The 25,179-nt window shown below is 71.5% G+C and carries 27 protein-coding genes; 8 read left to right on the plus strand and 19 right to left on the minus strand.

Annotation, left to right across the window (positions count from 1 at the left end; translation table 11 throughout):
* Positions 1-24 precede the first annotated feature (24 nt).
* A complete protein-coding gene (locus tag ACFVS9_RS09655) occupies positions 25-1,494 on the plus strand; it encodes an MFS transporter (RefSeq protein ID WP_389931256.1) in 1,470 nt (489 codons plus the stop codon).
* Between the two features lie 67 nt (positions 1,495-1,561).
* On the opposite strand, the gene ACFVS9_RS09660 is transcribed toward ACFVS9_RS09655, so the two are convergent.
* The 3 genes from ACFVS9_RS09660 to ACFVS9_RS09670 all read right to left on the minus strand — a co-directional run bounded on the left by ACFVS9_RS09660 (position 1,562) and on the right by ACFVS9_RS09670 (position 3,625).
* Positions 1,562-1,762, minus strand: coding sequence for a DUF6243 family protein (locus ACFVS9_RS09660; protein WP_383118953.1), 201 nt, complete (start codon positions 1,760-1,762; stop codon positions 1,562-1,564).
* Between the two features lie 184 nt (positions 1,763-1,946).
* Positions 1,947-2,150, minus strand: coding sequence for a hypothetical protein (locus tag ACFVS9_RS09665; protein WP_383118954.1), 204 nt, complete (start codon positions 2,148-2,150; stop codon positions 1,947-1,949).
* 92 nt (positions 2,151-2,242) lie between these two features.
* Positions 2,243-3,625, minus strand: coding sequence for a glycine--tRNA ligase (locus ACFVS9_RS09670; protein WP_383118955.1), 1,383 nt, complete (start codon positions 3,623-3,625; stop codon positions 2,243-2,245).
* Positions 3,626-3,840: 215 nt separating this feature from the next.
* Here ACFVS9_RS09670 and ACFVS9_RS09675 point away from each other — a divergent pair, with 215 nt between their 5' ends.
* The 4 genes from ACFVS9_RS09675 to ACFVS9_RS09690 all read left to right on the plus strand — a co-directional run bounded on the left by ACFVS9_RS09675 (position 3,841) and on the right by ACFVS9_RS09690 (position 7,047).
* Positions 3,841-4,827, plus strand: a complete 987-nt coding sequence (locus ACFVS9_RS09675; RefSeq protein WP_383118956.1) for a metal ABC transporter substrate-binding protein — start codon at positions 3,841-3,843, stop codon at positions 4,825-4,827.
* 44 nt (positions 4,828-4,871) lie between these two features.
* A complete protein-coding gene (locus ACFVS9_RS09680) occupies positions 4,872-5,648 on the plus strand; it encodes a metal ABC transporter ATP-binding protein (protein WP_383118957.1) in 777 nt (258 codons plus the stop codon).
* Entirely contained in the window at positions 5,648-6,547 is a 900-nt protein-coding gene (locus ACFVS9_RS09685; RefSeq protein ID WP_389931305.1) for a metal ABC transporter permease, read from the plus strand. The genes ACFVS9_RS09680 and ACFVS9_RS09685 overlap by 1 nt, the downstream gene beginning before the upstream one ends.
* 65 nt (positions 6,548-6,612) lie before the next feature.
* Entirely contained in the window at positions 6,613-7,047 is a 435-nt protein-coding gene (locus tag ACFVS9_RS09690; protein WP_383118958.1) for a Fur family transcriptional regulator, read from the plus strand.
* Positions 7,048-7,114: 67 nt separating this feature from the next.
* Here the strand turns inward: ACFVS9_RS09690 and ACFVS9_RS09695 are convergent, their stop codons facing one another.
* The 4 genes from ACFVS9_RS09695 to leuA form a co-directional block, all read right to left on the minus strand.
* Positions 7,115-7,945 carry an isoprenyl transferase gene (locus ACFVS9_RS09695; RefSeq protein WP_383117577.1) on the minus strand — a complete coding sequence of 277 codons (831 nt, stop codon included), beginning with the start codon at positions 7,943-7,945 and terminating at the stop codon, positions 7,115-7,117.
* A 22-nt stretch (positions 7,946-7,967) separates the two neighbouring features.
* Positions 7,968-8,714 (minus strand): DNA repair protein RecO, encoded by a 747-nt coding sequence (gene recO, locus ACFVS9_RS09700; RefSeq protein ID WP_351325214.1) that lies wholly within the window; start codon positions 8,712-8,714, stop codon positions 7,968-7,970.
* A 161-nt stretch (positions 8,715-8,875) separates the two neighbouring features.
* Entirely contained in the window at positions 8,876-9,577 is a 702-nt protein-coding gene (locus ACFVS9_RS09705; protein WP_383117578.1) for a TerB family tellurite resistance protein, read from the minus strand.
* Between the two features lie 203 nt (positions 9,578-9,780).
* Positions 9,781-11,580 (minus strand): 2-isopropylmalate synthase, encoded by a 1,800-nt coding sequence (gene leuA, locus ACFVS9_RS09710; protein WP_383117579.1) that lies wholly within the window; start codon positions 11,578-11,580, stop codon positions 9,781-9,783.
* Positions 11,581-11,872: 292 nt separating this feature from the next.
* Between leuA and ACFVS9_RS09715 the strand changes: the two genes are divergently transcribed.
* Together ACFVS9_RS09715 and ACFVS9_RS09720 are read left to right on the plus strand one after the other, a co-directional pair.
* Positions 11,873-12,949, plus strand: coding sequence for a M4 family metallopeptidase (locus tag ACFVS9_RS09715; protein ID WP_383117580.1), 1,077 nt, complete (start codon positions 11,873-11,875; stop codon positions 12,947-12,949).
* 55 nt (positions 12,950-13,004) lie between these two features.
* Positions 13,005-13,271, plus strand: coding sequence for a protealysin inhibitor emfourin (locus ACFVS9_RS09720; RefSeq protein WP_383117581.1), 267 nt, complete (start codon positions 13,005-13,007; stop codon positions 13,269-13,271).
* 43 nt (positions 13,272-13,314) lie between these two features.
* On the opposite strand, the gene era is transcribed toward ACFVS9_RS09720, so the two are convergent.
* The 7 genes from era to ACFVS9_RS09755 all read right to left on the minus strand — a co-directional run bounded on the left by era (position 13,315) and on the right by ACFVS9_RS09755 (position 19,179).
* Positions 13,315-14,289, minus strand: a complete 975-nt coding sequence (gene era, locus ACFVS9_RS09725; RefSeq protein ID WP_389931259.1) for a GTPase Era — start codon at positions 14,287-14,289, stop codon at positions 13,315-13,317.
* Between the two features lie 51 nt (positions 14,290-14,340).
* Positions 14,341-14,694: a cytidine deaminase gene (locus ACFVS9_RS09730; RefSeq protein ID WP_389931261.1), complete on the minus strand. Its 354-nt coding sequence runs from the start codon at positions 14,692-14,694 to the stop codon at positions 14,341-14,343.
* Between the two features lie 91 nt (positions 14,695-14,785).
* A complete protein-coding gene (locus ACFVS9_RS09735; protein WP_383117584.1) occupies positions 14,786-15,139 on the minus strand; it encodes an MmcQ/YjbR family DNA-binding protein in 354 nt (117 codons plus the stop codon).
* Positions 15,136-16,419 carry a hemolysin family protein gene (locus ACFVS9_RS09740; RefSeq protein ID WP_389931262.1) on the minus strand — a complete coding sequence of 428 codons (1,284 nt, stop codon included), beginning with the start codon at positions 16,417-16,419 and terminating at the stop codon, positions 15,136-15,138. Before ACFVS9_RS09740 ends, ACFVS9_RS09735 begins: the two co-directional genes overlap by 4 nt.
* Entirely contained in the window at positions 16,416-16,913 is a 498-nt protein-coding gene (gene ybeY, locus ACFVS9_RS09745; protein ID WP_277334053.1) for an rRNA maturation RNase YbeY, read from the minus strand. The genes ACFVS9_RS09740 and ybeY overlap by 4 nt, the downstream gene beginning before the upstream one ends.
* A 12-nt stretch (positions 16,914-16,925) precedes the next feature.
* On the minus strand, positions 16,926-17,948 hold the full coding sequence (locus tag ACFVS9_RS09750) for a PhoH family protein (protein WP_383117586.1): 1,023 nt from the start codon (positions 17,946-17,948) through the stop codon (positions 16,926-16,928).
* 127 nt (positions 17,949-18,075) lie between these two features.
* Positions 18,076-19,179 (minus strand): carbohydrate kinase family protein, encoded by a 1,104-nt coding sequence (locus ACFVS9_RS09755; protein WP_383117587.1) that lies wholly within the window; start codon positions 19,177-19,179, stop codon positions 18,076-18,078.
* 380 nt (positions 19,180-19,559) lie between these two features.
* On the opposite strand from ACFVS9_RS09755, the gene ACFVS9_RS09760 reads away from it, so the two are divergent.
* Complete coding sequence (locus ACFVS9_RS09760) at positions 19,560-20,918, plus strand: MFS transporter (protein WP_389931264.1); 1,359 nt, start codon at positions 19,560-19,562, stop codon at positions 20,916-20,918.
* Here ACFVS9_RS09760 and ACFVS9_RS09765 read toward each other — a convergent pair.
* The 5 genes from ACFVS9_RS09765 to ACFVS9_RS09785 form a co-directional block, all read right to left on the minus strand.
* Complete coding sequence (locus ACFVS9_RS09765; protein ID WP_383117589.1) at positions 20,882-21,874, minus strand: adenosine deaminase; 993 nt, start codon at positions 21,872-21,874, stop codon at positions 20,882-20,884. The two genes, ACFVS9_RS09760 and ACFVS9_RS09765, sit on opposite strands and share 37 nt — an antisense overlap.
* A 10-nt stretch (positions 21,875-21,884) precedes the next feature.
* Complete coding sequence (locus ACFVS9_RS09770) at positions 21,885-22,793, minus strand: ribonuclease Z (protein ID WP_389931265.1); 909 nt, start codon at positions 22,791-22,793, stop codon at positions 21,885-21,887.
* A gap of 12 nt (positions 22,794-22,805) precedes the next feature.
* Complete coding sequence (locus ACFVS9_RS09775; protein ID WP_383117591.1) at positions 22,806-23,165, minus strand: histidine triad nucleotide-binding protein; 360 nt, start codon at positions 23,163-23,165, stop codon at positions 22,806-22,808.
* Between the two features lie 77 nt (positions 23,166-23,242).
* On the minus strand, positions 23,243-23,989 hold the full coding sequence (locus tag ACFVS9_RS09780; protein ID WP_389931267.1) for a 16S rRNA (uracil(1498)-N(3))-methyltransferase: 747 nt from the start codon (positions 23,987-23,989) through the stop codon (positions 23,243-23,245).
* Positions 23,986-25,059, minus strand: coding sequence for a nitronate monooxygenase (locus ACFVS9_RS09785; RefSeq protein WP_389931268.1), 1,074 nt, complete (start codon positions 25,057-25,059; stop codon positions 23,986-23,988). The genes ACFVS9_RS09780 and ACFVS9_RS09785 overlap by 4 nt, the downstream gene beginning before the upstream one ends.
* Positions 25,060-25,179: the final 120 nt, after the last annotated feature.

A 25,179-nucleotide genomic window follows, 5' to 3' on the forward strand; every position in this document is an offset into this window, starting at 1 on the left:
GGGTTCCGGTCCATCGTCGACGGCGTGAGTGAATCCTCTGTACTGAACCACGTGTCCGCCCCCGGCGCCCCGGTGGTGCGCCACGACCACCCCGGGCCGGTGCTCGGCGGGCTCGGGCTGTTCACCGTGCTGCTCGGCGCGGCCCTGCCGCTCATCGACTTCTTCATCGTGAACGTCGCCCTGCCGACCATCGACCACGACCTGGCCGCGGGCCCCGCCCTGCTCGAACTGGTCGTCGCCGGATACGGCCTCTCCTACGCCGTCCTGCTCGTCCTCGGCGGGCGCCTGGGCGACATGGCCGGACGGCGCAGGCTCTTCCTCGCCGGGATGGCGGCCTTCGGCCTCACCTCCCTCGCCTGCGGGCTGGCCCCGGACGCCTGGACGCTCGTGGGGGCGCGGGTGGCGCAGGGCGCCGCGGCCGCGCTGATGCTGCCGCAGGTGCTCGCCACCATCCAGGCGTCGACGGCCGGGCACCGCAGGGCACGGGCCATGAGCCTGTACGGGGCGACCGCCGGGCTCTCCATGGTCGCCGGCCAGATCCTCGGCGGCGTCCTGGTCTCCGCCGCCCCGCTCTCCTCGCTCCTCGGCGAGAGCGCGGGCTGGCGGTCGGTCTTCCTGGTGAACGTCCCGGTGGCGGTCGTGGGCTTGGTCCTGGCCGTCCGCTCGGTGCCGGAGAGCCGGTCGGACCGGCCCGCCCCCGTCGACGTACCGGGCACGCTCCTGCTGGCCCTGTCGCTGGTGACGCTGCTCGCCCCGCTGACGGAGGGGCGGGCGGCGGGCTGGCCGCTGTGGACCTGGGTGTCGCTGGCCCTGTTCCCGTTCGCCGCGGTCGCCTTCTACCGGGTGGAGCGCCGGGCCGACGCGCTCGGGCGGACACCGCTGGTGCCGCCGAGCCTGCTGCGGCTGGAATCGCTGCGGCGCGGTCTCGCCCTGGTGGTGCCGTTCTCGATCGGCTTCGGCGGCTTCATGTTCGTGATCGCGGTGGCCCTCCAGCAGGGTCTGGAGATGGGCCCGGCCGCGGCGGGGCTGTCGCTGGCGCCGATGGCCGCCGCCTTCTTCGCCGCCTCGCTGGCCGGTCCCCGGCTGGTACGGCGCTTCGGCAGCCGGGTCGTGACGGCGGGCGGGGTGATCCAGGGCGCCGGCGTCACGGTACTGGCGCTGACCGTGTGGCACGGCTGGCCGGACCTCGGGCTGCTGGGGCTGCTGCCGGGCGTCGCGGTCGCGGGGCTGGGGCAGGGGCTGCAACTGCCCGTCCTGATGCGGATCGTGCTCTCCGACGTACCGGCGGAGCGGGCCGGGGTCGGCGGCGGCGTGATGACGACGACCCAGCAGGCCGCCCTCGCGCTCGGCGTCGCCACCCTCGGGACGCTGTTCCTCGCGCTGGCGCCCGGGGCGGGGATGCGGGACGCGCTGGTCGTGACGCTGCTCGTGCAGCTGGCGGCCGTCGTCCTGACGGTGCTGCTGAGCCTGCGGCTGCCGCGCGCGGTGGGATGAGGGAAACGGACGCGGGCCCGGATCACGAGGTGATCCGGGCCCGCGTCGTACGGGTGGTGCGGGGAGGTCAGCTCCCGGCCGGCGCGTCCTGCGCCGGTGCGGCCGCCGCGGCGGCGCGCTCACGCATCTTGCGCACCAGCTCCTGCTTCTTGTCCTCGGCGGCCCTGCGGTCGTCGTTGCGCGCGGTGCCCGCGCCCTGCTGTTCGGCGCGGGACAGCTTCTTGCGCTGTCCGCCCACGCCGAGGAGGTTGTTGCGGCTCTTGGCCACGGGGTTCTCCCGTTCGTAGTGAGGAAGTGAGGATGACGCGTCGTGTATCGATCCGATGGGCGACGGGCGGTCGGGCCCGTCGCACGCTCACTCGTAGATCTGGAAGAACGAAGACATGGCGAAAAGGTACCCCGGCCGGAGAACGTCCTCATCCGGTTATTACCGGCCACCCGCCCGCGCGGGCTCAGGACCTCGGGTCGACGGTGGCCTGGTGGGCCTCCGTCAGATGCTCCTCGGCCTTCAGCCAGGGCAGGAACTGCGCCCCCTTGCGCCAGCCGCAGGTGTCGCAGGTCAGCTGCCGCCGCGTCCCCGACTTCCGCACGTGGACGACGTGTTCACGGCCGTGCTGGTCCCATCGGCTGACCTTGCTCGTGGTCGTGGACGGCATCCTGGCCTCCCTGTGGACGAGTGCGCCCAGTGTGCACGAGGCCCCCTGTCCCGCGTGGCGGAACAGGGGGCCCCGGGCCGGAGCGGGTGCCGTCAGCAGCCCAGCAGGCGGGAGCCGAGGTAGCCCTGGATCTGGTCCAGGGAGACGCGCTCCTGCTTCATCGTGTCGCGCTCGCGCACGGTCACCGCGTTGTCGTCGAGGGTGTCGAAGTCGACGGTGACGCAGAACGGCGTGCCGATCTCGTCCTGGCGGCGGTAGCGGCGGCCGATGGCGCCCGCGTCGTCGAACTCGATGTTCCAGTTCTGCCGCAGGTCGGCGGCGAGGCCCTTGGCCTTCGGCGACAGCTGCGGGTTGCGGGACAGCGGGAGGACGGCGACCTTGACCGGCGCGAGGCGCGGGTCGAGGCGCATCACGGCGCGCTTCTCCATGACGCCCTTGGCGTTGGGGGCCTCGTCCTCGCTGTAGGCGTCGAGGAGGAACGCCAGCAGCGAACGGCCGACACCGGCGGCCGGCTCGATGACGTACGGCGTGTAGCGCTCGCTCTTCTCCTGGTCGTAGTAGGAGAGGTCCGTGCCGGACGCCTTGGAGTGCGCGTTGAGGTCGTAGTCGGTGCGGTTGGCGACGCCCTCGAGCTCGCCCCACTCGCTGCCGCCGAAGCGGAAGCGATACTCGATGTCAGCGGTGCGCTTGGAGTAGTGGGAGAGCTTCTCCTTCGGGTGCTCGAACCACCGCATGTTCTCCTCGCGCAGGCCCAGGCCGGTGTACCAGTTCCAGCGCTGCTCCATCCAGTACTCCTGCCACTCCTCGTCCTCGCCCGGCTTGACGAAGAACTCCATCTCCATCTGCTCGAACTCGCGCGTGCGGAAGATGAAGTTGCCCGGAGTGATCTCGTTCCGGAAGGACTTGCCCATCTGCGCGATGCCGAACGGCGGCTTCTTGCGCGAGGTCTGCTGCACCTGGGCGAAGTTGGTGAAGATGCCCTGGGCGGTCTCGGGACGCAGGTAGGCGACCGAGCCGGAGTCCTGGGTCGGGCCGAGGTGGGTGGAGAGGAGGCCCGAGAACTGCTTGGGCTCGGTGAAGGTGCCCTTGTTGCCGCAGTTGGGGCAGTTGAGGTCGGCCAGGCCGTTGACGGGCGGCTTGCCGTGCTTCTCCTCGTACGCCTCCTCCAGGTGGTCCGCGCGGTAGCGCTTGTGACAGGAGGTGCACTCGGTGAGCGGGTCGGAGAAGGTGGCGACGTGGCCGGAGGCGACCCAGACCTCGGGGGCCAGGATGACCGACGAGTCGAGACCGACCACGTCCTCGCGCGAGGTGACCATGTAACGCCACCACTGGCGCTTGAGGTTCTCCTTCAGCTCGACACCCAGGGGCCCGTAGTCCCAGGCGGCCTTCTGGCCGCCGTAGATCTCACTGCAGGGATAGACGAAGCCACGGCGCTTGCTCAGGCTGACGATGGTGTCGATCTTGTCGGCGGCCACGGTGCTCTCTTCATTACGACGGCGAAATTGGACAGGGGCGGCGCGGAGCGCCTCGCTGGGGATCTGCGCGAGACGGGCGGGCGAATGCCCCAGATTACCGGCGGGCGCACCCCCTGGATCAAATCGGTGGGGCGCATCGCGGTCACCGGGTTCGGATCCGGGCATCTCATCAGCCTTGTTGACAATCGTTTCCACTTTTGTTGAAAATGACTGTCATGAACGTACGCCGCCTCATACCCACAGCCGCCGTCGCCGGAGCAGTCGCGCTCGGCCTCACCGCGCTCTCCGCCTGTTCCTCCTCCGACGCGGCCGAGGGCGGGGGCGACGGCAAGCTGGACGTCGTGGCGTCCTTCTACCCGATGCAGTTCCTGGCCGAGGAGATAGGCGGATCGCACGTCTCGGTCACCACGCTGACGAAGCCGGGCGCGGAGCCGCACGACCTGGAGCTCTCCCCCCGGCAGATCGGCGGTCTCGGCGACGCCGACTACATCCTGTTCCTCAAGGGCGTCCAGCCCGCCGTCGACGACGCCGTCGCCCAGGCCGGCGTGAAGAACACCGTGGACGCCGCGAAGCTCACCACGCTCGAGAACCACGGCTCCGAGGTCGGCCACGACCACGGCCACGAGGAGGGCGAGGAGCACGAGGGCGAGGAACACGGCCACGAGGAGGGCGAGGAGGCCGGCCTCGACCCGCACATCTGGCTGGACCCGGTGAAGTACGCCGAGGTCGCCAAGGGCGTCGGCAAGTCCCTGGAGAAGGCCGACCCGGACCACGCGGCGGACTACCGCGAGAACACCGACACCCTCGTCTCCGAGCTGAACGCGCTGGACACGGCGTACCGGACGGGGCTGAAGGACACCGCGACCCGGACGTTCATCACCACGCACTCCGCCTTCGGCTACCTCGCCGAGCGCTACGGCCTCACCCAGGAGGGCATCGCCGGCCTCGACCCCGAGGCCGAGCCCAGCCCGGCCCGGATCGACGAGATCCACTCCGTCGCCGCGAAGAACAAGGCGACCACCGTGTTCTTCGAGACACTCGCCAGCGACAAGACCGCCAAGACCCTGGCCAAGGACCTCGGGCTGGAGACCGGTGTCCTGGACCCGCTGGAGGGAATCACCGACAAGTCCGCGGGTGCTGACTACATCGAGGTCATGAAGTCCAACCTCGCCGCGCTGGAGAAGGCCCTCGGCGCGAAGTGACCCAGGCAGCACCCGAACCACCCGCAGCAGCACCGGAGGCGATCGTGCCCGAGCCCAGCCAGCCAGAACCCGTGATCAGCCTGCGCGGAGCCACGGCGACGCTCGGCGCGCGCCCCGTGCTGCGCGGCGTCGACCTCACCGTCCACCGCGGTGAGGTCGTGGCGCTGCTCGGCGCCAACGGATCCGGCAAGTCCACCGCCGTGCGTTCCGTCATCGGCCAGGTGCCGCTCACCGGCGGCGGCGTCGAGCTGTTCGGCACTCCGCTGCGCCGCTTCCGCCAGTGGGCCCGCGTCGGATACGTACCGCAGCGCACCACGGCCTCCGGGGGCGTCCCCGCCACGATCCGCGAGGTCGTCTCCTCCGGGCGCCTCTCCCGTACGAAGCTCAGGCTGCCGGGCCGGGCCGACCGGGCGGCCGTGGACCGGGCCATCGAGCTCGTCGGCCTCACCGACCGTGCCAAGGACTCGGTGAACGCCCTCTCCGGCGGCCAGCACCAGCGGGTCCTGATAGCCCGCGCGCTCGCCGCCGAGCCCGAGGTGCTGATCATGGACGAGCCGATGGCCGGCGTGGACCTGGCCAGCCAGGAGATCCTCGCCACGACCCTGCGCGAGCAGGTCGCCGGCGGGGCGACGGTGCTGCTGGTGCTGCACGAGCTCGGCGCCCTGGAGCCGCTGATCGACCGGGCCGTCGTCCTGCGCGACGGCTGCGTCATGCACGACGGGCCGCCCCCCGAGGCGGTGGGCCAGCACGCGCTGCCCGGCCACGACCACGTACACCCCCACGCGGCCTCCGAGCCCGTCCGGACGGGACTGCTGAGCTGATCATGCTGGAATTCCTGAACCCCCCCTTCATGCAGCGGGCCCTGATAGCGGCCGTCCTGGTCGGCATCACCGCCCCGGCGATCGGCATCTACCTGGTCCAGCGCCGCCAGGCCCTGATGGGCGACGGCATCGGGCACGTCGCGATGACCGGCGTCGGCCTCGGCTTCCTGCTCTCCACGAACCCGGTCTGGATGGCGACACTCGTCGCGGTGGCCGGCTCGGTCGTCATGGAGCTGATCCGCTGGTACGGACGCACCCGGGGCGACATCGCCCTGGCCATGCTCTTCTACGGCGGTATGGCCGGCGGAGTGATGCTGATCAACCTCTCCGACACCGGCTCCAACGCCAACCTGACCTCGTTCCTCTTCGGCTCCCTGTCCACCGTCTCCGAGGAGGACGTCACCGCGATCGTCGCGCTGGCCGCCTTCGTGGTGCTGGTCACCGTCGGCCTGCGGCGGCAGCTGTTCGCCGTCAGCCAGGACGAGGAGTTCGCCCGCGTCACCGGACTGCCGGTCCGCGCGCTCAACCTGCTGGTCGCCGTGACGGCGGCGGTCACCGTGACCGTGGCGATGCGGGTGGTCGGCCTGCTGCTGGTCAGTGCGCTGATGGTGGTGCCCGTCGCCGCCGCGCAGCAGATCGCCAAGTCCTTCAAGGTGACGTTCGTGCTGGCCGTCGTCATCGGCACGGCCGTCACCCTGGCCGGCACCGTGACCTCGTACTACCAGGACGTACCGCCCGGCGCGACGATCGTGCTCCTGGCCATCGCCTCGTTCGTCCTGCTGACGGCGCTCGCCACGCCGCTGGCGCGCCGGCGCGCACGGGCCGGCGACAGCGGGACGGACCGGTGCACCCTTGAGGTACCGGCCGCCCGCACGGCCGGGGACGACGTGCGGGTGTGACCGTGACGCGGGGGCGGGCTGGCACAATGGCCCGACGTACGAACCGGCGACACGAGGAGGCAGCTGTGGCGACGGCGCCGATCAGTGGCACGAACGCGGCTCCGGTACGCGGCCGGTCCACCCGGCAGCGTGCGGCGGTCGCGGCTGCGCTCGACGAGGTCGACGAGTTCCGCAGTGCCCAGGACCTGCACGACGTGCTCAAGCACCGGGGCGACTCGGTCGGGCTGACCACCGTCTACCGCACGCTCCAGTCCCTCGCCGACGCCGGCGAGGTCGACGTCCTGCGCACCACGGACGGCGAGGCCGTCTACCGCCGGTGCTCGACGGGTGACCACCATCACCACCTGGTCTGCCGCGTCTGCGGCAAGGCCGTGGAGGTCGAGGGCCCGGCGGTGGAGCAGTGGGCCGAGACCATCGCCTCGCAGCACGGCTACGTGAACGTGGCCCACACCGTGGAGATCTTCGGGACCTGCGCGGACTGCGCGGGCGCCAAGGACTGACGCGGCCGTCCCGCGACCCGCGCGCACGGAGGGGCCCCGGATGCCGGGGCCCCTCCGTGCGCGTTTCTCAGCCCTCGGGGGTCTCCACGGTCTTGACGACGTCCTCCGCGCCGCCGAAGCGCCGGTCGCGCCGGGCGAACTCCAGACAGGCGTTCCACAGGTCACGCCGGTCGAAGTCCGGCCACAGGACGTCCTGGAAGACCATCTCGGCGTACGCGCTCTGCCAGATCAGGTAGTTGGACGTGCGCTGCTCGCCGCTGGGGCGCACGAAGAGGTCCACGTCCGGCATGTCCGGGTAGTACATGTACTTCGCGAACGTCTTCTCGTTGACCTTCGACGGGTCGAGCCTCCCCGCCGCGACGTCCTGCGCCACGCGCTGCGCGGCGTCGGCGATCTCGGCCCGGCCGCCGTAGTTGACGCAGAAGTACAGCGTCATCCTGTCGTTGTCCTTGGTCTGCTCCTGGGCGACCTGGAGCTCCTGGACGACCGACTTCCACAGCTTCGGCATGCGGCCGACCCAGCGGATGCGGATGCCGAGCTCGTCCATCTCGTCACGGCGGCGGCGGATGACGTCCCGGTTGAAGTTCATGAGGAACTTCACCTCGTCCGGCGAGCGCTTCCAGTTCTCCGTGGAGAACGCGTACAGCGAGAGGTTCTTGACGCCCATCTCGATGCAGCCCTTGAGGACGTCCAGGACGACGCTCTCACCGACCTTGTGGCCCTCGGTGCGCGGAAGGCCCCGCTCCTTGGCCCACCGGCCGTTCCCGTCCATCACGACCGCGACGTGCTTGGGCACGAGCTCACCGGGGATCGCCGGCGGGGTGGCGCCGGAGGGGTGCGGCTCGGGGGTCTTGTACTCACGCCGGTTGAGGCCGCCGAGCATCCCGCGTACTGCCATGGGTTTCTCTCGTCTCCCTGTGTCACTTCTCTACGTACCGCAGCGAGCGCAGGCCGCGCTCCAGATGCCAGTGCAGATAGGCGGACACGAGCCCGCTGCCCTCCCTGACATGACGCGCCTCGGACGCGTCCGCCGTCTCCCAGTCACCGGTGAGCAAGGCGCTCAGCAGTTCGACGGCCTCCGCCGAGGGTACGACGCTGCCCGGCACCCGGCAGTCGCCGCATATGACGCCGCCCGCCGCCACCGAGAAGAACCGGTTCGGTCCGGGCATCCCGCACTTGGCGCAGTCGACGAAGCTGGGGGCGTAGCCGTTGACGGCCAGCGAGCGCAGCAGGAACGCGTCCAGGATGAGATTCGGCGCGTGCTCGGCGCGAGCGAGGGTGCGCAGCCCGCCGACGAGCAGCAGGTACTGCTGGACCGCGGGCTCGCCCTCGTGGTCGGTGAACCGCTCGGCGGTCTCCAGCATCGCGGTGCCGGCCGTGTAGCGGGCGTAGTCGGAGACGATGCCGCCGCCGTACGGCGCGATCGTCTCGCTCTGGGTGCACAGCGGGAGGCCCCGGCCGACGAGTTCGCTGCCGCGCGCGAAGAACTGCACGTCCACGTGGGAGAAGGGTTCGAGCCGCGCCCCGAACTTCGACTTGGTGCGCCGCACCCCGCGGGCCACGGCACGCACCCGCCCGTGGCCGCGGGTCAGGATCGTGATGATCCGGTCGGCCTCGCCCAGCTTCTGCGTACGCAGCACGACGCCGTCGTCCCGGAACAAGCTCATGCGCCCATTGTCGCCCACCTCGACCGGCGCCCGCCGGGGGTCCCCGCCCCAGGTGCGGGCGGACCCGTCCGGCCGGGAGCCCTGAGGCGCCCCTCAGCGGGGCGTACGGAGCCCGGGAGCGCGAGGGGGCCCTGACGGGCGCCCCGGCGCCCGCCGGCGGCTCAGGAAGGCGTACGCGCCGCCTCCAGCAGCTTCGCGGTGTCGGTGGGGCAGAGCTGGAGCGCGCTGCCCACCGTGGTCAGCACCTCACGCTCCGCCTGGCTGTACGGGCCGTCGGCGAGCGCGATGCGCGCGCCCCGCAGCAGGACCGCCTCGCGGCCGGGCACGGCGAGGTGCGGCGCGAGGGGTTTCAGGACCTCGTGGAGCTCGATGGCGAGCGCGGCCCCGCAGGCGTCGGCGCCGGGGCCGGTCCCGTCACCGTGCCCGGTGTCGGCGGCCAGCACCTCGACGATGGTGAAGAGCTGCTCCTGGGTGCAGTCGTCGAGCCCCGCGTCACGGACGGTCGCCGCCGCGGTCTCCAGGACCGTGCGGGAGGTGGCGCCGCCCGCGGTGAGCACGGCGAGCGTCACGGTGTGCACGGCCTCCCGCAGCATGGCGGAGAAGCGGGTGGTGGTGGGGCGGTCGAGGGTGTCCGGCTCCAGGTGCGTCCCGCAGGCCGCGCATTCGACGACGGGTCCGGCGCTGCCCCGGGCCAGCAGGGGCACCCCGAGGACGGTGAGGCGGTGGCGGCCCGTGAGGCGCCGGTAGTTGCGGTCGCCCCCGCAGCACGGGCAGAAGAACTCTCCGTCGCCGACGGTGTCCCAGACGGTACGGATGCCGTAGATGCGCAGTCTCACGGCGCGTTGTCCTTTGGCTGTCCGCACGTCGCACACCTCCGTAACGCCACGGCAACATTGCCGCGTTGGACGTGATGTTAGCCACATGCGTGATCCCGCGTCAGTATCCCGGACGTCACAACAGCCGGATATGGCCGAACCCCGCCCGCCCTCGACGGGCGGACGGGGTTCCCGGGCCGGGGTGGTTCAGCGGCGTATCGGATGTTTGTCCGTGATGCCGCCCGACGGCGTCAGCGGGTCGCGCGGTTGACCGCGGAGACGACCGCCTTCAGCGAGGCACGCGTGGTGTTGGCGTCGATGCCGATGCCCCACAGCACCTTGCCGTCGATCGCGCACTCGATGTAGGAGGCGGCCTGCGCGCTCGCGCCCTCGCTCATCGTGTGCTCGCTGTAGTCCAGCAGGCGGGCGTCGATGCCGATGGCCTGCAGCGCCTCGAAGAACGCGGAGATCGGGCCGTTGCCCGTGCCGGTCAGCACCGTGTCCGTGCCGTCGACGGTGGCCTCGACGGTGATGGTGTCCTGGCCGTCGGTACCGGTGGTCGTCTGGCCGGAACGGATCTGCACGCGGCCCCAGGCGTTGTCCGGGTTCGGCAGGTATTCGTCCCGGAACGTCGACCAGATCTGGCCCGGCGTGACCTCGCCGCCCTCGGCGTCCGTCTTGGCCTGAATGATCCGGGAGTACTCGATCTGCATCCGGCGCGGCAGGTCCAGCTTGTGGTCGTTCTTCAGGACGTACGCGATTCCGCCCTTGCCGGACTGCGAGTTGACCCGGATGACCGCCTCGTAGGAGCGGCCGACGTCCTTCGGGTCGATCGGCAGGTACGGCACGGCCCATTCCAGGTCGTCCACGGTGACGCCCTCGCCCCGGGCGGCCGCGTCGGCCTCCATGGCGTCGAAGCCCTTCTTGATGGCGTCCTGGTGGGAGCCGGAGAAGGCCGTGTAGACCAGGTCGCCCGCGTAGGGGTGGCGGGGGTGGATCTCCATCTGGTTGCAGTACTCGCTGGTGCGGCGGATCTCGTCGATCTGCGAGAAGTCGATCTCCGGGTCGACGCCCTGCGAGAACAGGTTCATCCCCAGGGTGACCAGGTCGACGTTGCCGGTGCGCTCGCCCTGGCCGAACAGGCAGCCCTCGACGCGGTCGGCGCCCGCCATGACCGCCAGCTCGGCGGCGGCGACGGCGGTGCCGCGGTCGTTGTGCGGGTGGACCGACAGGCAGACGTACTCGCGGCGGGACAGGTTGCGGGACATCCACTCGAAGCGGTCCGCGTGCGTGGAGGGCGTCGAACGCTCCACCGTGGCGGGCAGGTTGAGGATGATCTCGCGGCCCTCCTCCGGCTGCCACACGTCACAGACCGCCTCGCAGACCTCCAGGGCGAAGTCCAGCTCGGTGTCCGTGAAGATCTCCGGGCTGTACTGGTAGCCGAAGACCGTCTCGTCGCCCAGGATCTTGTCGGCGTACTCCATGACCAGGCGGGTGCCGTCCACGGCGATCTGCTTGACCTCCTCCTTCGAGCCGCGGAAGACCACGCGGCGGAAGGTGGGGGCGGTGGCGTTGTACAGGTGGACGGTGGCGCGCCGGGCGCCCACCAGCGACTCGACGGTCCGCTCGATCAGTTCCTCACGGGCCTGCGTCAGGACGGAGATCGTCACGTCCTCGGGGATCGCGCCCTCCTCGATGATCGAGCGGACGAACGCGAAGTCGGTCTCGCCCGAGGACGGGAAACCGACCTCGATCTCCTTGTAGCCCATGCGTACCAGCAGGTCGAACATCTCGCGCTTGCGGGCCGGCGACATGGGGTCGATCAGGGCCTGGTTGCCGTCGCGCAGGTCGGTGGACAGCCAGCGGGGCGCCCGCGTGATGCGGTTGTCGGGCCAGGTCCGGTCGGAGATGTCCACGGCCTCGTAGCCGCGGTACTTGTGGACCGGCATCCCGGAGGGCTTCTGCAGCCGCTCCGCGTTGGTCACCGGTGTCGGACCGCCGACGGGGGTGGCGACGGCGTCGGTGTGCGCGGAGGGATTCACTGCGTTCATGGCGTACGGCTCCTCTGAGGTCCAGCAGGGGCGGCCGACTGTGTCGCTGCAACAGCGAACTCCGCGGGGAGGGAGCCGGCCTACGACTACAGGCCCTCGCCGCGGCAGCTAAGAAGGAGCAGCCCGAAACGCATGATGCGGCCACACTAACCGAGGGGCGCCTGGTGCGTCGGTCCGTATCAGTATGCGGGATCGCGTGCCCATGAAGGCAGAACGGTGATACATCACTCCATTTCATCAATAGTGATCGCAACCAGTGACAGAGTGATGACGGAGTGCCACAGTCGATTGCATGCAGCCTCGACCGAACAACGGGTTCCAGCCCGTCTTCTGCACGATCGTGCCGCCCCACGTCCTCGACAAGCTGTCCCAGGCCGAAGACCCGCTCCTGGCCGACCCCGCCCGCCGCACCCTGGAGGCCGACGGCGCCAGGCGCCATCACCGGCGGGTGACCGCGCTCGCCTGGACCCCCCAGGCCGCCCGCACCTCCGCCGCCGTACCCACCAAACCCCACCGCACCCTGCACGACTGCCGGCACGGCACGGACCTGCCGGGCGTCAAGGTCCGCGACGAGGGCGACGAGCCCACCCAGGACGCCAGCGTCAACCGCGCCTACGCCGGGCTCGGCGCCACCTTCGACCTGCTGCTCACGGAGTACGGCCGCAGCTCGATCGACGGCAAGGGGCTCCCGCTCATCGGCTCCGTCCACTACGACGAGAAGTACAACAACGCCTTCTTCGACGGCGAGCAGATGGTCTTCGGGGACGGCGACGGGGAGATCTTCCTCGACTTCACCGTCGCCATCGACGTGATCGCCCACGAGCTGGCGCACGGTCTCACCCAGTACACGGCCAACCTGGCGTACGAGGGCCAGTCGGGCGCCCTGAACGAGTCCGTCTCGGACGTCTTCGGCTCCCTGGTCAAGCAGTACTCCCTGGGCCAGAGCGCGGACCAGGCCGACTGGCTGATCGGCGCGGGGCTGCTCGCCCCCCGGGTCAGCGGTGTCGCACTGCGCTCGATGAAGGCCCCGGGCACGGCGTACGACGACGACGTGCTCGGCAAGGACCCGCAGCCCGGCTCGATGGACGACTACGTCGAGACGGACCAGGACAACGGCGGGGTCCACCTCAACTCCGGCATCCCCAACCGCGCCTTCTACCTGCTGGCCACCGCGCTCGGCGGCAACGCGTGGGAGCGGGCCGGACGGATCTGGTTCGACGTCCTGACCGGCGGCGAGCTGGCCCAGGACGCGTCCTTCACGGACTTCGCCAAGCTCACCGTCTCCGCCGCGCAGCAGAGGTTCGGCGAGGGCGACGAGGCGGAGGCCGTGCTGAAGGCCTGGTCGGAGGTGGGCGTGCCGACCCGCTGACCGGGTAGGGAGCAACGGGGGCCGTCCGCACCGGGCCAGGCAGGAGCCAGTACGCATGCGCATTCAGGTGAGCCGGACCGGCGGGTTCGCCGGCATCGCACGCCATGGCGAGGTGGACACCTCGGGACGGCCCGACGCCTCGGAGTGGGAGGCCCTGGCCGAAGCGGCACTCGCCGTGGGCCGGGGCGGCCCGCCCGCCGGAGTGCCGGACGGCTTCCGCTACCGGATCACGGTCGGCGACCGGACGGTCGACTGTGCGGACCCCCGGCTGACCCAGGAGCAGCGGGCGCTGATCTCCCGGGTCCTGAAGGAGGGCGCGTAGCCCCCGGGCCCGTCTCCGCGCGGCCGGGCCCGGGAGACCGGCCTCAGAACCCGAGCTTGCGCAGCTGCTTCGGGTCGCGCTGCCAGTCCTTGGCGACCTTCACGTGCAGGTCCAGGAAGACCGGGGTGCCGAGCAGTGCCTCGATGTGCTTGCGTGACTTCGTGCCGACGTCCTTCAGCCGCTTGCCCTTCGGGCCGATGATGATGCCCTTCTGGCTGGGCCGCTCGATGTAGACGTTCGCGTGGATGTCCAGCAGCGGCTTGTCCGCCGGACGGTCCTCGCGCGGCAGCATCTCCTCGACGACGACCGCGATGGAGTGCGGAAGCTCGTCCCGTACGCCCTCCAGCGCGGCCTCGCGGATCAGTTCCGCGACCATGACCATCTCGGGCTCGTCGGTGAGGTCGCCCTCCGGGTAGAGCGGCGGGCTCTCGGGCAGCAGCGGTGCGATGAGGTCGGCGAGCAGGCTCACCTGCTGGTCCTTGACCGCCGAGACCGGCACGATCTCGGCCCACTCGAAGCCCAGCTCGTCCGCCAGGGCGGAGACGGCGAGCAGCTGCTCGGCGAGCGCCTTGGACTCGACCAGGTCGGTCTTGGTGATGATCGCGATCTTCGGGGTCTTCTTGATCCCGGCGAGTTCCTTGACGATGAACTTGTCGCCGGGGCCGAGCTTCTGGTCGGCGGGCAGGCAGAAACCGATGACGTCGACCTCGGCCCAGGTGGTCCGCACGACGTCGTTCAGCCGCTCCCCCAGCAGCGTGCGCGGCTTGTGGAGGCCGGGCGTGTCGACCAGGATCAGCTGGGCGTCGTCGCGGTGCACGATGCCCCGGACCGTGTGCCGGGTGGTCTGGGGGCGGTTGGAGGTGATCGCCACCTTCTGACCGACCAGAGCGTTCGTGAGGGTGGACTTGCCCGCGTTGGGGCGGCCCACGAAGCAGGCGAAGCCGGCCCGGTGGGGGGCGGCGTTCTCCGCCTGCCGCGCAGCGGCTTCTGTGTTCGGTCGAGCGCTCATGGCGCCCATTCTCCCCGATCCGGGCGGCGGCGATGCACAGCAGGGCGCCGCCGGTCCGGATCAGCCCGCGGCGACGGTGGTGCGGAGCGTGCCGTCGGGCCCCGCGAGCAGCACGGGAGTGTCCGGTCCGCCCAGGTCGCGGACGGCGGCCCGGTCGGCGTCCGACGCGGTTCCGGCCTCGGAGACGAGGGCGGCCGCCTCCAGGGACGTGGCGCCGCTGGCCACCGCCATCGCGACGGCGGTCTGCAACGCGCTGAGCTTCAGTGACTCCAGGGCGACGGTGCCGGCGGCGTAGGTGCGTCCGGTCTCGTCCCGTACGGCCGCGCCCTCCGGCACCCCGTTGCGTGCGCGGACGCTGCGTGCCAGCGTGACGATCTTGCGGTCCTCGGCGCCGAGGTCAGTGCTGTCGGTCATGGGCCGAGCATACGAAGGCGGTGCGTGTGCGCCGGACGACGGGGTGGCCGCGGGCCCCGCACCCGGGGAGGGGCGGGACCCGCGGAGCGCCCTAGGACCGGTCCAGCCGCAGCCGTTCCGCCTTGGGGAGCCCGGCCACGACCAGGTCGTAGCTGTCCTCCACGAGCTCCCGCACCATCCGGTCCGGGAGCCCGGAGACCGTGACGGTGTTCCAGTGCCGCTTGTTCAGGTGCCAGCCGGGGACGATCGCGGGGTGCTCCTTGCGGAGCCGCAGCGCGTCGTCCGGATCGCACTTGAGGCTGATCTGGAGGGGCTGTCCGTCGAGCGCGCCGAGGGCGAACATCTTCCCCAGGACCTTGAAGACCGACACCTCGGGTCCGAAGGGGAACTCCTCCGCGCTCGCGTTGAACTCCAGGCAGAACGCGCGCAGTTGCTGGGGGGTCACGCCGTGTCCCCTCCCTCGGGTTCCACCAGAACCGTGACGATCTTGTTCCTGCGGCCGGCGGGGGACTCCGCGGTCAGGCGGAGCTTGCGCCCGTCGGGGAGGTCCACGATCGAGGAGGCCCCGGAGATCGGGACACGGCCGAGCGCCTTCGCCAGCAGGCCCCCGACCGTCTCCACGTCCTCGTCGTCGTACGCGTCGAGGCCGAAGAGCTCCCCGAGGTCGCCGATGTCGAGCCGGGCGGTCACCCGGAAGCAGCCGTTCTCCAGCTCCTGGACGGGCGGGAGTTCACGGTCGTACTCGTCGGTGATCTCGCCGACGATCTCCTCGAGGATGTCCTCGATGGTGACGATGCCGGCCGTGCCGCCGTACTCGTCGATGACGACGGCGACGTGGCTGCGGTCCTGCTGCATCTCCCGCAGCAGGTCACCGGCGTTCTTGGTGTCGGGGACGAACGCGGCGGGGCGCATCGCGGTGGAGACCAGGTCCGACTCCGCGTCGCGGTTGATGTGGGTCTTGCGGACCAGGTCCTTGAGGTAGACGATCCCGACGATGTCGTCCTCGTTCTCGCCGGTGACCGGGATCCGGGAGAAGCCGGAGCGCAGGGCCAGGGTGAGCGCCTGCCGGACCGTCTTGTAGCGCTCGATGCAGACCAGGTCGGTGCGGGGCACCATGACCTCGCGGACGAGGGTGTCCCCGAGCTCGAAGACGGAGTGCACCATGCGGCGTTCCTCGTCCTCGATGAGCGACTCCTGCTCGGCGAGGTCGACCATCGCGCGCAGTTCGGCCTCGCTCGCGAAGGGCCCCTTGCGGAAGCCCTTGCCCGGGGTCAGCGCGTTGCCGAGGAGGATCAGCAGCTGCGGGACGGGTCCCATGACCCTGGCCAGCGGCAGCAGGACGTACGCCGCCGCCGTCGCGGTGTTCAGCGGGTGCTGGCGGCCGATGGTGCGCGGCGAGACCCCGATGGCGACGTAGCTGACGAGGACCATGACCCCCATGGCGAGGGCCAGCGCCTGCCAGGTCTCGGTGAACTCCTGGAGGCAGGCGTAGGTGACGAGGACGCCGGCCGACATCTCGCAGGCGACCCGGACGAGCAGGGCGACGTTGAGGTAGCGGGTGGGGTCCGCGGCGACCTGTTCCAGCTTGGCGCTGCCGCGGCGCCCGGCCCGCACGGCCTCGGCCGCGCGGAAGCTGGACGTACGCGCGATGCCGGCCTCGGCGCAGGCCGCGAGCCATCCGACGACGACCAGCAGGACGGCGCCGAAGACGAGGGGGAGGCTCACGAGACGGTGGGGGCGGGGGACGGACCGGTCAGCCCGCGCTCACCGCGCCAGCCGTCGACGATGGCCGCCTGGAGACCGAACATCTCGGCCTTCTCGTCCGGCTCCTCGTGGTCGTAGCCGAGGAGGTGCAGCACCCCGTGGACGGTGAGGAGCTGGAGCTCCTCGTCCATGGAGTGCTGCGTCTCGGCGTCCTCGCCCTGCTTCTTCGCGACCTCCGGGCAGAGCACGATGTCGCCGAGGAGACCCTGCGGGGGCTCCTCGTCGTCCTTGGCCGGGGGACGCAGCTCGTCCATCGGGAAGGACATGACATCCGTGGGGCCCGGGAGGTCCATCCACTGGATGTGGAGCTGCTCCATGGCGGCGGTGTCCACCACGATCACCGAGAGTTCGGACAGCGGATGGATCCGCATCCGGGCGAGCGCGTAGCGGGCGATGTCGAGGATCGCCTGCTCGTCGACCTCGGTTCCGGACTCGTTGTTGACGTCGATCGACATGGTGCGCTGCGACTACTTCCCGTTGCGGCCGTTGCGGCCCTCTGCGTTGTCGTACTTCTCGTACGCGTCGACGATACGGCCGACGAGCTTGTGCCGGACGACATCCTGGGAGGTGAGCCTGGAGAAGTGCACGTCCTCGACGCCGTCCAGGATCTCCTGGACCTGGCGCAGACCGCTCCTGGTGCCGGTCGGGAGGTCCACCTGGGTGACGTCACCGGTGATGACGATCTTCGAGTCGAAGCCGAGCCGGGTGAGGAACATCTTCATCTGCTCGGCGCTGGTGTTCTGCGCCTCGTCGAGGATGATGAACGCGTCGTTGAGCGTGCGGCCGCGCATGTACGCCAGCGGCGCGACCTCGATCGTGCCCGCGGCCATGAGCCGGGGGATCGAGTCGGGGTCGAGCATGTCGTGCAGGGCGTCGTAGAGCGGGCGCAGGTACGGGTCGATCTTGTCGAAGAGCGTGCCGGGCAGGAAGCCGAGCCGCTCCCCCGCCTCGACGGCGGGCCTGGTCAGGATGATCCGGCTGACCTGCTTGGACTGAAGGGCCTGGACCGCCTTGGCCATGGCGAGATAGGTCTTGCCGGTGCCCGCGGGGCCGATGCCGAAGACGATCGTGTGCCGGTCGATCGCGTCGACGTACCGCTTCTGGTTGAGCGTCTTGGGGCGGATCGTGCGGCCACGGCTGGAGAGGATGTTCTGGGTGAGCACCTCCGCGGGGGTCTCCGCGCCCTCCCCGTTGCCGTTCCCGCTCGCCCTGAGCATGGCGATCGAGCGTTCCACAGCGTCCTCCGTCATCGGCAGCCCGGTGCGCAGCACCAGAACCATCTCGTCGAACAGGCGCTGGATGAGGGCGACGTCCGCCGCGCTTCCAGTCGCGCTTATCTCGTTGCCCCGGACATGGATGTCGACGGCCGGGAACGCCGTTTCGATCACGCGCAGCAGCGAGTCGCCCGACCCCAGGAGCATCACCATGGGGTGTGCGGCCGGAATACTGATCTGCGCCCGCGCCTGCGGCTGTGTGGATGACTGAGTCATGGGCCGGCCCTCGGGCCTGCGCATACCTCCCGTTGCAGGGCCGTCGCTGCTCGACCGCCTCTGGAGTACCAGCGTACGACTCCCCACCCTGGACGCCGAGAGGTTTTACCCGGTGATCATCCGGGCTTCACTGCCGGAAGCCGATGGTCGGGACGGCGCGGCGCAGCGGCCAGGCCCGGCCGGAGGCGGGCAGCAGTTCGTCCAGGAAGGCGTAGCGCTCCAGTGCGGCCGGGTCCTGGCCGGCGCAGGTGCGCACCTGCTGCCACCAGCCGGCGATCTCCGCCCATCCGGGCGCGGACAGTGATCCGCCGAACTCCTGTACCGACAGGGCGGCGGTGAGGCCGGCGAAGGCGAGGCGGTCGGCGAGCGGCCAGCCGGCCAGCGTCCCGGTGACGAAGCCCGCGACGAAGACGTCGCCCGCGCCGGTGGGGTCCAGTGCCTCCACCTCGATGGCGGGCACCTCGGCGGCCGTCCCGGTCTCCCCGTCGACCGCGTAGGCGCCCTCCGCACCGAGGGTGACCACGGCCAGGGGCACCCGTTCGGCCAGGGCGTGGGCGGCGGCGCGCGGGCAGTCGGTGCGGGTGTAGCGCATGGCCTCCTCGGCGTTGGGGAGGAAGGCCAGGCAGTGCCCGAGGTCGGGCAGGGCGTCCAGGTCCCACCGGCCGGTCTCGTCCCAGCCGACGTCGGCGAAGACCATCGCGCCGGCCCGGGCGGCCCCGGCCACCCAGGGCTCGCTGCGGCCGGGGGTGAGCGAGGCGACGGCGGCGCGGGCACGGGGCGGGCAGTGCGGGAGGGTGCGGCCGGGCAGCGGGGAGGGGGTGGGGGCGGGTGCCTCGTGCCCGTGCGAGACCATCGTGCGCTCGCCCTCGTACGCCATGGAGACGGTGACGGGTGAGTGCCAGCCGGGGACCGTGCGCGACATGGACAGGTCGATGCCCTCGCCCTGCTGGAGCGCGTCCCAGCAGTACTCGCCGTAGTGGTCGTCGCCGAACGCGGCGGCCAGCGAGGTGTGCAGGCCGAGCCGGGCGAGCGCGGTGGCCATGTTGGCCACCCCGCCGGGGCTGGAGCCCATCCCCCGGGCCCAGGACTCCGTCCCGCGCACCGGGGCGCTGTCGAGACCGGTGAAGATGATGTCCAGGAAGACCGTGCCGGTCAGGAAGACGTCGCAGGCCGGGTCCTGCGGGGCCCGCAGCCCGAGCAGCGGGTCGATGCCTGGATTGGTTGTGCTCACCGTGCGCTCCCGGCCGTGGCAGATCTGAACAGTGCGAGTTCCGGCCAGTGTGCCGGATTCGTCTCCGCTTCCGGAGGGCCCGCGCCGCATCGCGCATACTCGCTCCCACCTGCATAAACATGCGCAGCTACCCGGCTCTCAGACGCATAAACCTGCATGTGACCCAGATCACATCGAGTCGGCTTTCCGTCGCCAGGGCGCGCTTGATACAAATTGGCCCGCGAGCACCGTTCGGGACAGTTGACGACGAGTGCCGCTTCTCCCGCTTTTTCTCGCCTTACCCTCCCCTGCCTCCTTTCGCTCCACCCTCCCCTGCCACACCCCTGCCTTGCCCTCCCCTGCCTTCTTCTGCCTCCTCAGGCATGTCTTCAGGAACGCCCATGTCCTCGCGCCCTCGCGCCGCGTGGCCCCTGGTCGCCGTGTTCACCGCCGGTTACCTCGCCGCCTATCTGCTCCCCACCATCGTCGGCCGCCTCAGCACCTATCTGGGGCTGAGCTCCGCCCAGGCCGGTCTGGTCGGCAGTGCCCTCCTGCTCAGCTCGGCCTCGGCCGGTTTCGCACTGGCGGGACGCGTCGAGAGATTCGGGTCGCGCCGGCCGGCGCGCGCGGGCCTGCTGCTGGCCGCGCTCGGCTACGGCTGCGCGGCGCTGACCACGTCGATGCCGCTGGTCATCGCGGGCGTCGTGGTCGGCGGCCTGGGCTCCGGTACGGCGACCGCCGTCGCGGCGTCCGGCATCGCTGCGCAGCGCGATCCGCACCGCACCTCCTCGCTCGGGCTGCTCAGCGTCTCGGCGACGGCGGGCGCCCTCTACCTGACGATCCCTCACCTGGGCGGCGGCCACCGGCTGCCGTTCGCCTCGATCGCGCTGGTCGCCCTGCTCGTCTGGCCCGCCACCTCCCGGCTGGGCGGCTCCGCCCCCGTGGGCGGGGCGTCACCGGTGCAGGGGCGGCTGCCGCACCGGCGGTCGGGACTGGTGCTGGCGGGCGGCATGCTCGTCTGGTCCATGGCGCAGAACGCCCTGTGGGGCGTGAGCAGCCGTATCGGGGCCGAACAGGTCGGCCTCTCCGAGGTGACCATCGGCGCCGTGTTCGCCGCCGCGCTGGGCGCGGGACTGCTCGGTGTGATGGGCGCGGGCGCGCTCGGTGCCCGGCTCGGGCGGGCGGTGCCGATCGGCGTCGGGACGATGGTCATCGCCGGGAGCATCGTGCTCAGCTCCTCGGCCGAGGACCTGGGGTCGTTCGCGACCGGCGAGATCGCCTGGAACACCTTCTACCCGGTGGTCCTGTCGTACCTGATCGGGCTGGCGGCCTCGCTGGACGTGCGCGGCCGCTGGGCGGTCCTCGCGGGTTCGGCGTCGTCCGTGGGCACGGCGTGCGGCCCCCTCCTCGGCAGTGTGCTGTCCGAGCAGGCGGGTTACGCGGTGATGGGCATGCTCCTGGGGGCGGCCACGCTCCTGGTCGCGGCCCCGGTCACCGCGGTGGCACTGCACACCGGCGGGCGTCCGCTGGTGCCCGGTTCCGTCCGGCGCCGCGGTGGCGCGCCGGCGGCACTGCTCGCCGCCACGACCAACAGCCTGTCCGGCGCGGTCCCGAAGCTGGGCGCGCCGGAGCAGGCGGTCGCGGAGATCAGCGTGCCCGCGCTGCGGCGCAGGCGGCTGGTGCGCAGCGCGTTCCGGACGGCGGGACCGTCCGGCGGGTCCGGTCAGTCGAACGCGTACGCCTCGACCTCGGACAGGTAGCGCGCCCTGCGCTCCTCGTCGTGGTCCAGGAAGGCCGCCTCGAAGGAGTTGCGGGCCAGGGTGCGCAGCTGTTCGCGGTCCAGGCCGAGCGCCTCGTGGACGGCGTGGAAGGTGTCTCCGGCGTACCCGCCGAAGTAGGCGGGGTCGTCGGAGTTCACCGTGCAGAGCAGGCCCGCGTCCATCATGGCGCGCAGCGGGTGCTGCTCCAGGACGTCGATGGCGCGCAGCCGCACGTTGGAGAGCGGGCAGAGCGTGAGCGGGATGCGCTCGGAGACCAGCCGGTCGACCAGGTCAGGGTCCTCCATGCAGCGCAGGCCGTGGTCGATGCGCTCGACGCCGAGGACGTCCAGGGCCTCGCGGATGTACTCCGGGGGGCCCTCCTCGCCCGCGTGGGCGACCTTGCGCAGGCCGAGGGCCGCGGCTGCGGCGTACACCTCGCGGAACTTCGCGGGCGGGTGGCCCACCTCCGCGGAGTCGAGGCCGACGGCGCTGATGCGGTGGAGGTACGGCTTCGCGGCCTCCAGGGTCTCCAGCGCCGACTCGGCGGACCTGTCGCGCAGGAAGCACATGATCAGCTGGGTGGAGACGCCGTGGGTCTCCTCGCTGCGCTCCAGCGCCCTGCCGAGCCCTTCGACGACGGTGCCGATCGGGACGCCGCGGTCGGTGTGGGCCTGCGGGTCGAAGAAGATCTCGGCGTGCCGGACGCCCTGGGCCGCGGCGCGGGCGAGGTAGGCGTCGGCCAGTTCGGCGAAGTCGTCCTCGGTGCGCAGCACCGCCATGAGGGCGTAGTAGAGGTCGAGGAAGCTCTGCAGGTCGTCGAAGAGGTAGGCGGTGCGCAGCTCTTCGGTGTCCGCGTAGGGCAGCTCCACGCCGTTGCGGGCGGCGAGTGCGAAGGCCAGCTCGGGTTCGAGGGTTCCTTCGATGTGGAGGTGGAGTTCGGCTTTGGGGAGGTGCACGGTGTTCTCGTTACGTGTGGCGGGTGGGTACCGGGACCCTGATCAGGTCCTGGGCGATGGTCAGTTCGCCTTCGAAGCCGGCTGCCCTGGCCTGGTGCTCGAAGGTGTCGGGGTCGGTGTAGCGCTGGGAGAAGTGCGTCAGCACGAGGTGCCGTACGTCCGACTCCTTCGCCACCCGGGCCGCCTGGCCGGCGGTGAGGTGGCCGTGGTCGGCGGCGAGCCGGCTGTCCTCGTCGAGGAACGTCGACTCGATGACCAGCATGTCGCACCGCTCGGCGAGGGCGAACGCGCCGTCGCAGAGCCGGGTGTCCATGACGAACGCGAAACGCTGGCCCCGCCGGGTCTCGGAGACCTCCGCGAGCGGGATGCCGCGCAGGACGCCGTCCCGCTGGATCCGTCCGACGTCGGGTCCGGTGATGCCGTGCTCGGCCAGCTTCGCGGGCAGCATGCGCGGCCGGTCGGGCTCGGTGAGGCGGTAGCCGTAGGACTCGACGGGGTGGGAGAGCCGGTGGCTGTCGAGGGTGTACGCGCCGGTGGTGGCGAGGACGCCGTCGGCGGCGACCGGGGCTTCGGTCAGCTCGGCCGACTCGCGGTAGGCGGTGGCGTACCGCAGGCGGTCGAAGAAGCGCTGCCCGCTCGCCGGGTAGTGGGCGGTGACGGGGTGCGGGACCTGGTCGAGGTTGATCCGCTGGATCACGCCCGCCAGGCCGAGCGCGTGGTCACCGTGGAAGTGGGTGACGCAGATCCGGTTGATGTCGTGGGCGGCGACGCCCGCCCGCAGCATCTGGCGCTGGGTCCCCTCGCCCGGGTCGAAGAGGATGCCCTCGCCGTCCCAGCGCAGCAGGTAGCCGTTGTGGTTGCGGTGGCGGGTCGGCACCTGGCTGGCGGTGCCGAGGACCACGAGTTCGCGTACGGACACGGGTGGGAGGCCCTAGCCGGGGGGCCACTGCATCCCGCGGCCGCCCAGGACGTGGGCGTGCGCGTGGAAGACGGTCTGCCCGGCGCCCGCACCGGTGTTGAGCACGATCCGGTAGCCCGTGTCGGTGAGCTTCTCGTCGGCGGCGACCAGACCGGCCTCGCGCAGGACGTCGGCGGCGGCCTGCGGTTCGGCGGCGGCCAGCGCGGCGGCGTCCGGGTAGTGCGCCTTGGGGATGACCAGGACGTGCGTCGGGGCCTGGGGGTTTATGTCGCGGAAGGCGACGGTCGTCTCGCTCTCGCGGACGATGGTCGCCGGGATGTCCCCTGTAACGATCTTGCAGAACAGGCAGTCGGTCTGCGGCTCTCCCGCCATGGCCCGGCCTCCTCGGTCGTTCGGTCCTCGTGATCAGTACACCCGCATGCTATCCGTCCGGGACGGGCGGGCGGTTCTCAGCTCCAGCGCCCGGTGCGCCCCATCAGCAGGGCCGCGGCCGCGGTCCCCGCCGTCGAGGTGCGCAGCACACTGGGGCCGAGCCGGTAGGGGGGCGCGCCCGCCCCGGCGAAGGCGGCGAGCTCCTGCGGTGACACCCCGCCCTCCGGGCCCACGACCAGCACGATGGTTCCGGCGGCGGGGAGCGTGGCGGTGGCGAGGGGCGCGCCGGCGCCGTCGCGGTCCTCGTGCAGGACACCCGCGAAGTCCGCGCCGGCCAGGAGGGCGGCGACCTGCTTGGTCGTCATGGCGTCGGTGACCTCGGGGAAGCGCACCCGGCGCGACTGCTTGCCCGCCTCACGGGCGGTACTGCGCCACTTGGCGAGCGACTTGAGCCCGCGGTCGCCCCTCCACTGCGTGATGCACCGCGCGGCCTGCCAGGGCACGATCACGTCGACGCCCGTCTCCGTCATCGTCTCCACGGCGAGCTCTCCGCGGTCACCCTTGGGCAGGGCCTGGACGACGGTGAGGGACGGGGCGGGAGCGGGTTCCTCCCGGACGCCGCCGAGGCCGGTGACCACGAGCCGGTCCTTGCCCTCGGCCGCCCGCACGACACCCTCCGCCCAGCGGCCCCGCCCGTCGGTCAGGACGACGTCCTCCCCCGGGTTCAGCCGCCTGACGGACACGGCGTGCCGCCCCTCGGGGCCGTCCAGGACGAACTCCGTCCCGCCGGGCAGCTGTTCGACGACGAAGACCGGTGCCGTCACCGGGCACTCCTCACACTCACTGCCGCGCGCGCGGCATCCGTTTCCGCGGCGAGCAGGTCCACGAGTTCCCCGGCGGGCAGCTCGCGTGCCATCCGGTGGCCCTGGCCCGCCCACAGGGCCATGCCCTGGGCGTCCCCGGTCCTGGCCGCGGCCCTGCGCAGCCCGCTGGTCAGCTGGTGCACCTGCGGGTAGGCGGCGGGGGCGTAGGGCCCGTGCTCCCGCACGAACCGGTTGACCAGGCCGCGGGCGGGGCGTCCGGAGAAGGCACGCGTCAGGACGGTGGTCACGAACAGCGGGTTGGTCAGGGCCTGTTTGTGCAGCGGGTGCGCTCCCGACTCGGGGCACGGCAGGAACGCCGTACCGAGCTGCGCCGCGTCGGCGCCGGCCGCCAGGACGGCCGCGATCTGGGAGCCGCGCATCAGTCCGCCGGCCGCGACGAGGGGCAGCTGGACGGTCTCGCGGATCTCGGCGATCAGGGCGAGCAGCCCGGTGCCGGAGAGCCCGGCCTGCGGGTCGTCGCGGTGCGTGGACTGGTGGCCGCCCGCCTCGGTGCCCTGGACGCAGAGGGCGGCGGCGCCCGCCCACCGGGCGTTCCGTGCCTCCTGCGGCGAGGTGACCGTGACGACGGTGAGCGTGCCGGCTGCGGCGAACGCGGCGAGGACCTCGCGGCTGGGGCAGCCGAAGGTGAAGGAGACCACGGGCACGGGATCCTCCAGCAGGATCGCGACCTTGGCGTCGTAGCCGTCGTCCCCGCTGGAGTCCGGATCGCCGAGGGGGGTCTCGTACCAGGCGGCCTCACCGGCGAGCTGGTGCCGGTAGACCTCGACGGCGCTGGGGTCGGCCACCAGCGGCTGCGGCATGAACAGGTTGACGCCGAAGGGCCGTGCGGTCGCCCTGCGCAGCTGTTTGACCTCGTTGTACATGCCGTCCGCCGTCTTGTAGCCGGCGGCGAGGAAACCGAGCCCCCCGGCCTCGGAGACGGCGGCGGCCAGCTCCGGTTGCGAGACACCGCCCGCCATCGGGGCCTGCACGATCGGGTACCGGCAGAGATCGGTCAGCGCCAAGGACATGACGGCATCGTGCCACGTCCGGCGGATCGTGCCGAATCAGCCCCTTTCCCACGGTGCGAGGAGTGCCGCGCACACGGCACCGCCCGCCGGTACGGGACCGGCGGGCGGTGCGGTGAAGCG

Source organism: Streptomyces sp. NPDC058008, assembly GCF_042886395.1.
Classification (GTDB): domain Bacteria; phylum Actinomycetota; class Actinomycetes; order Streptomycetales; family Streptomycetaceae; genus Streptomyces.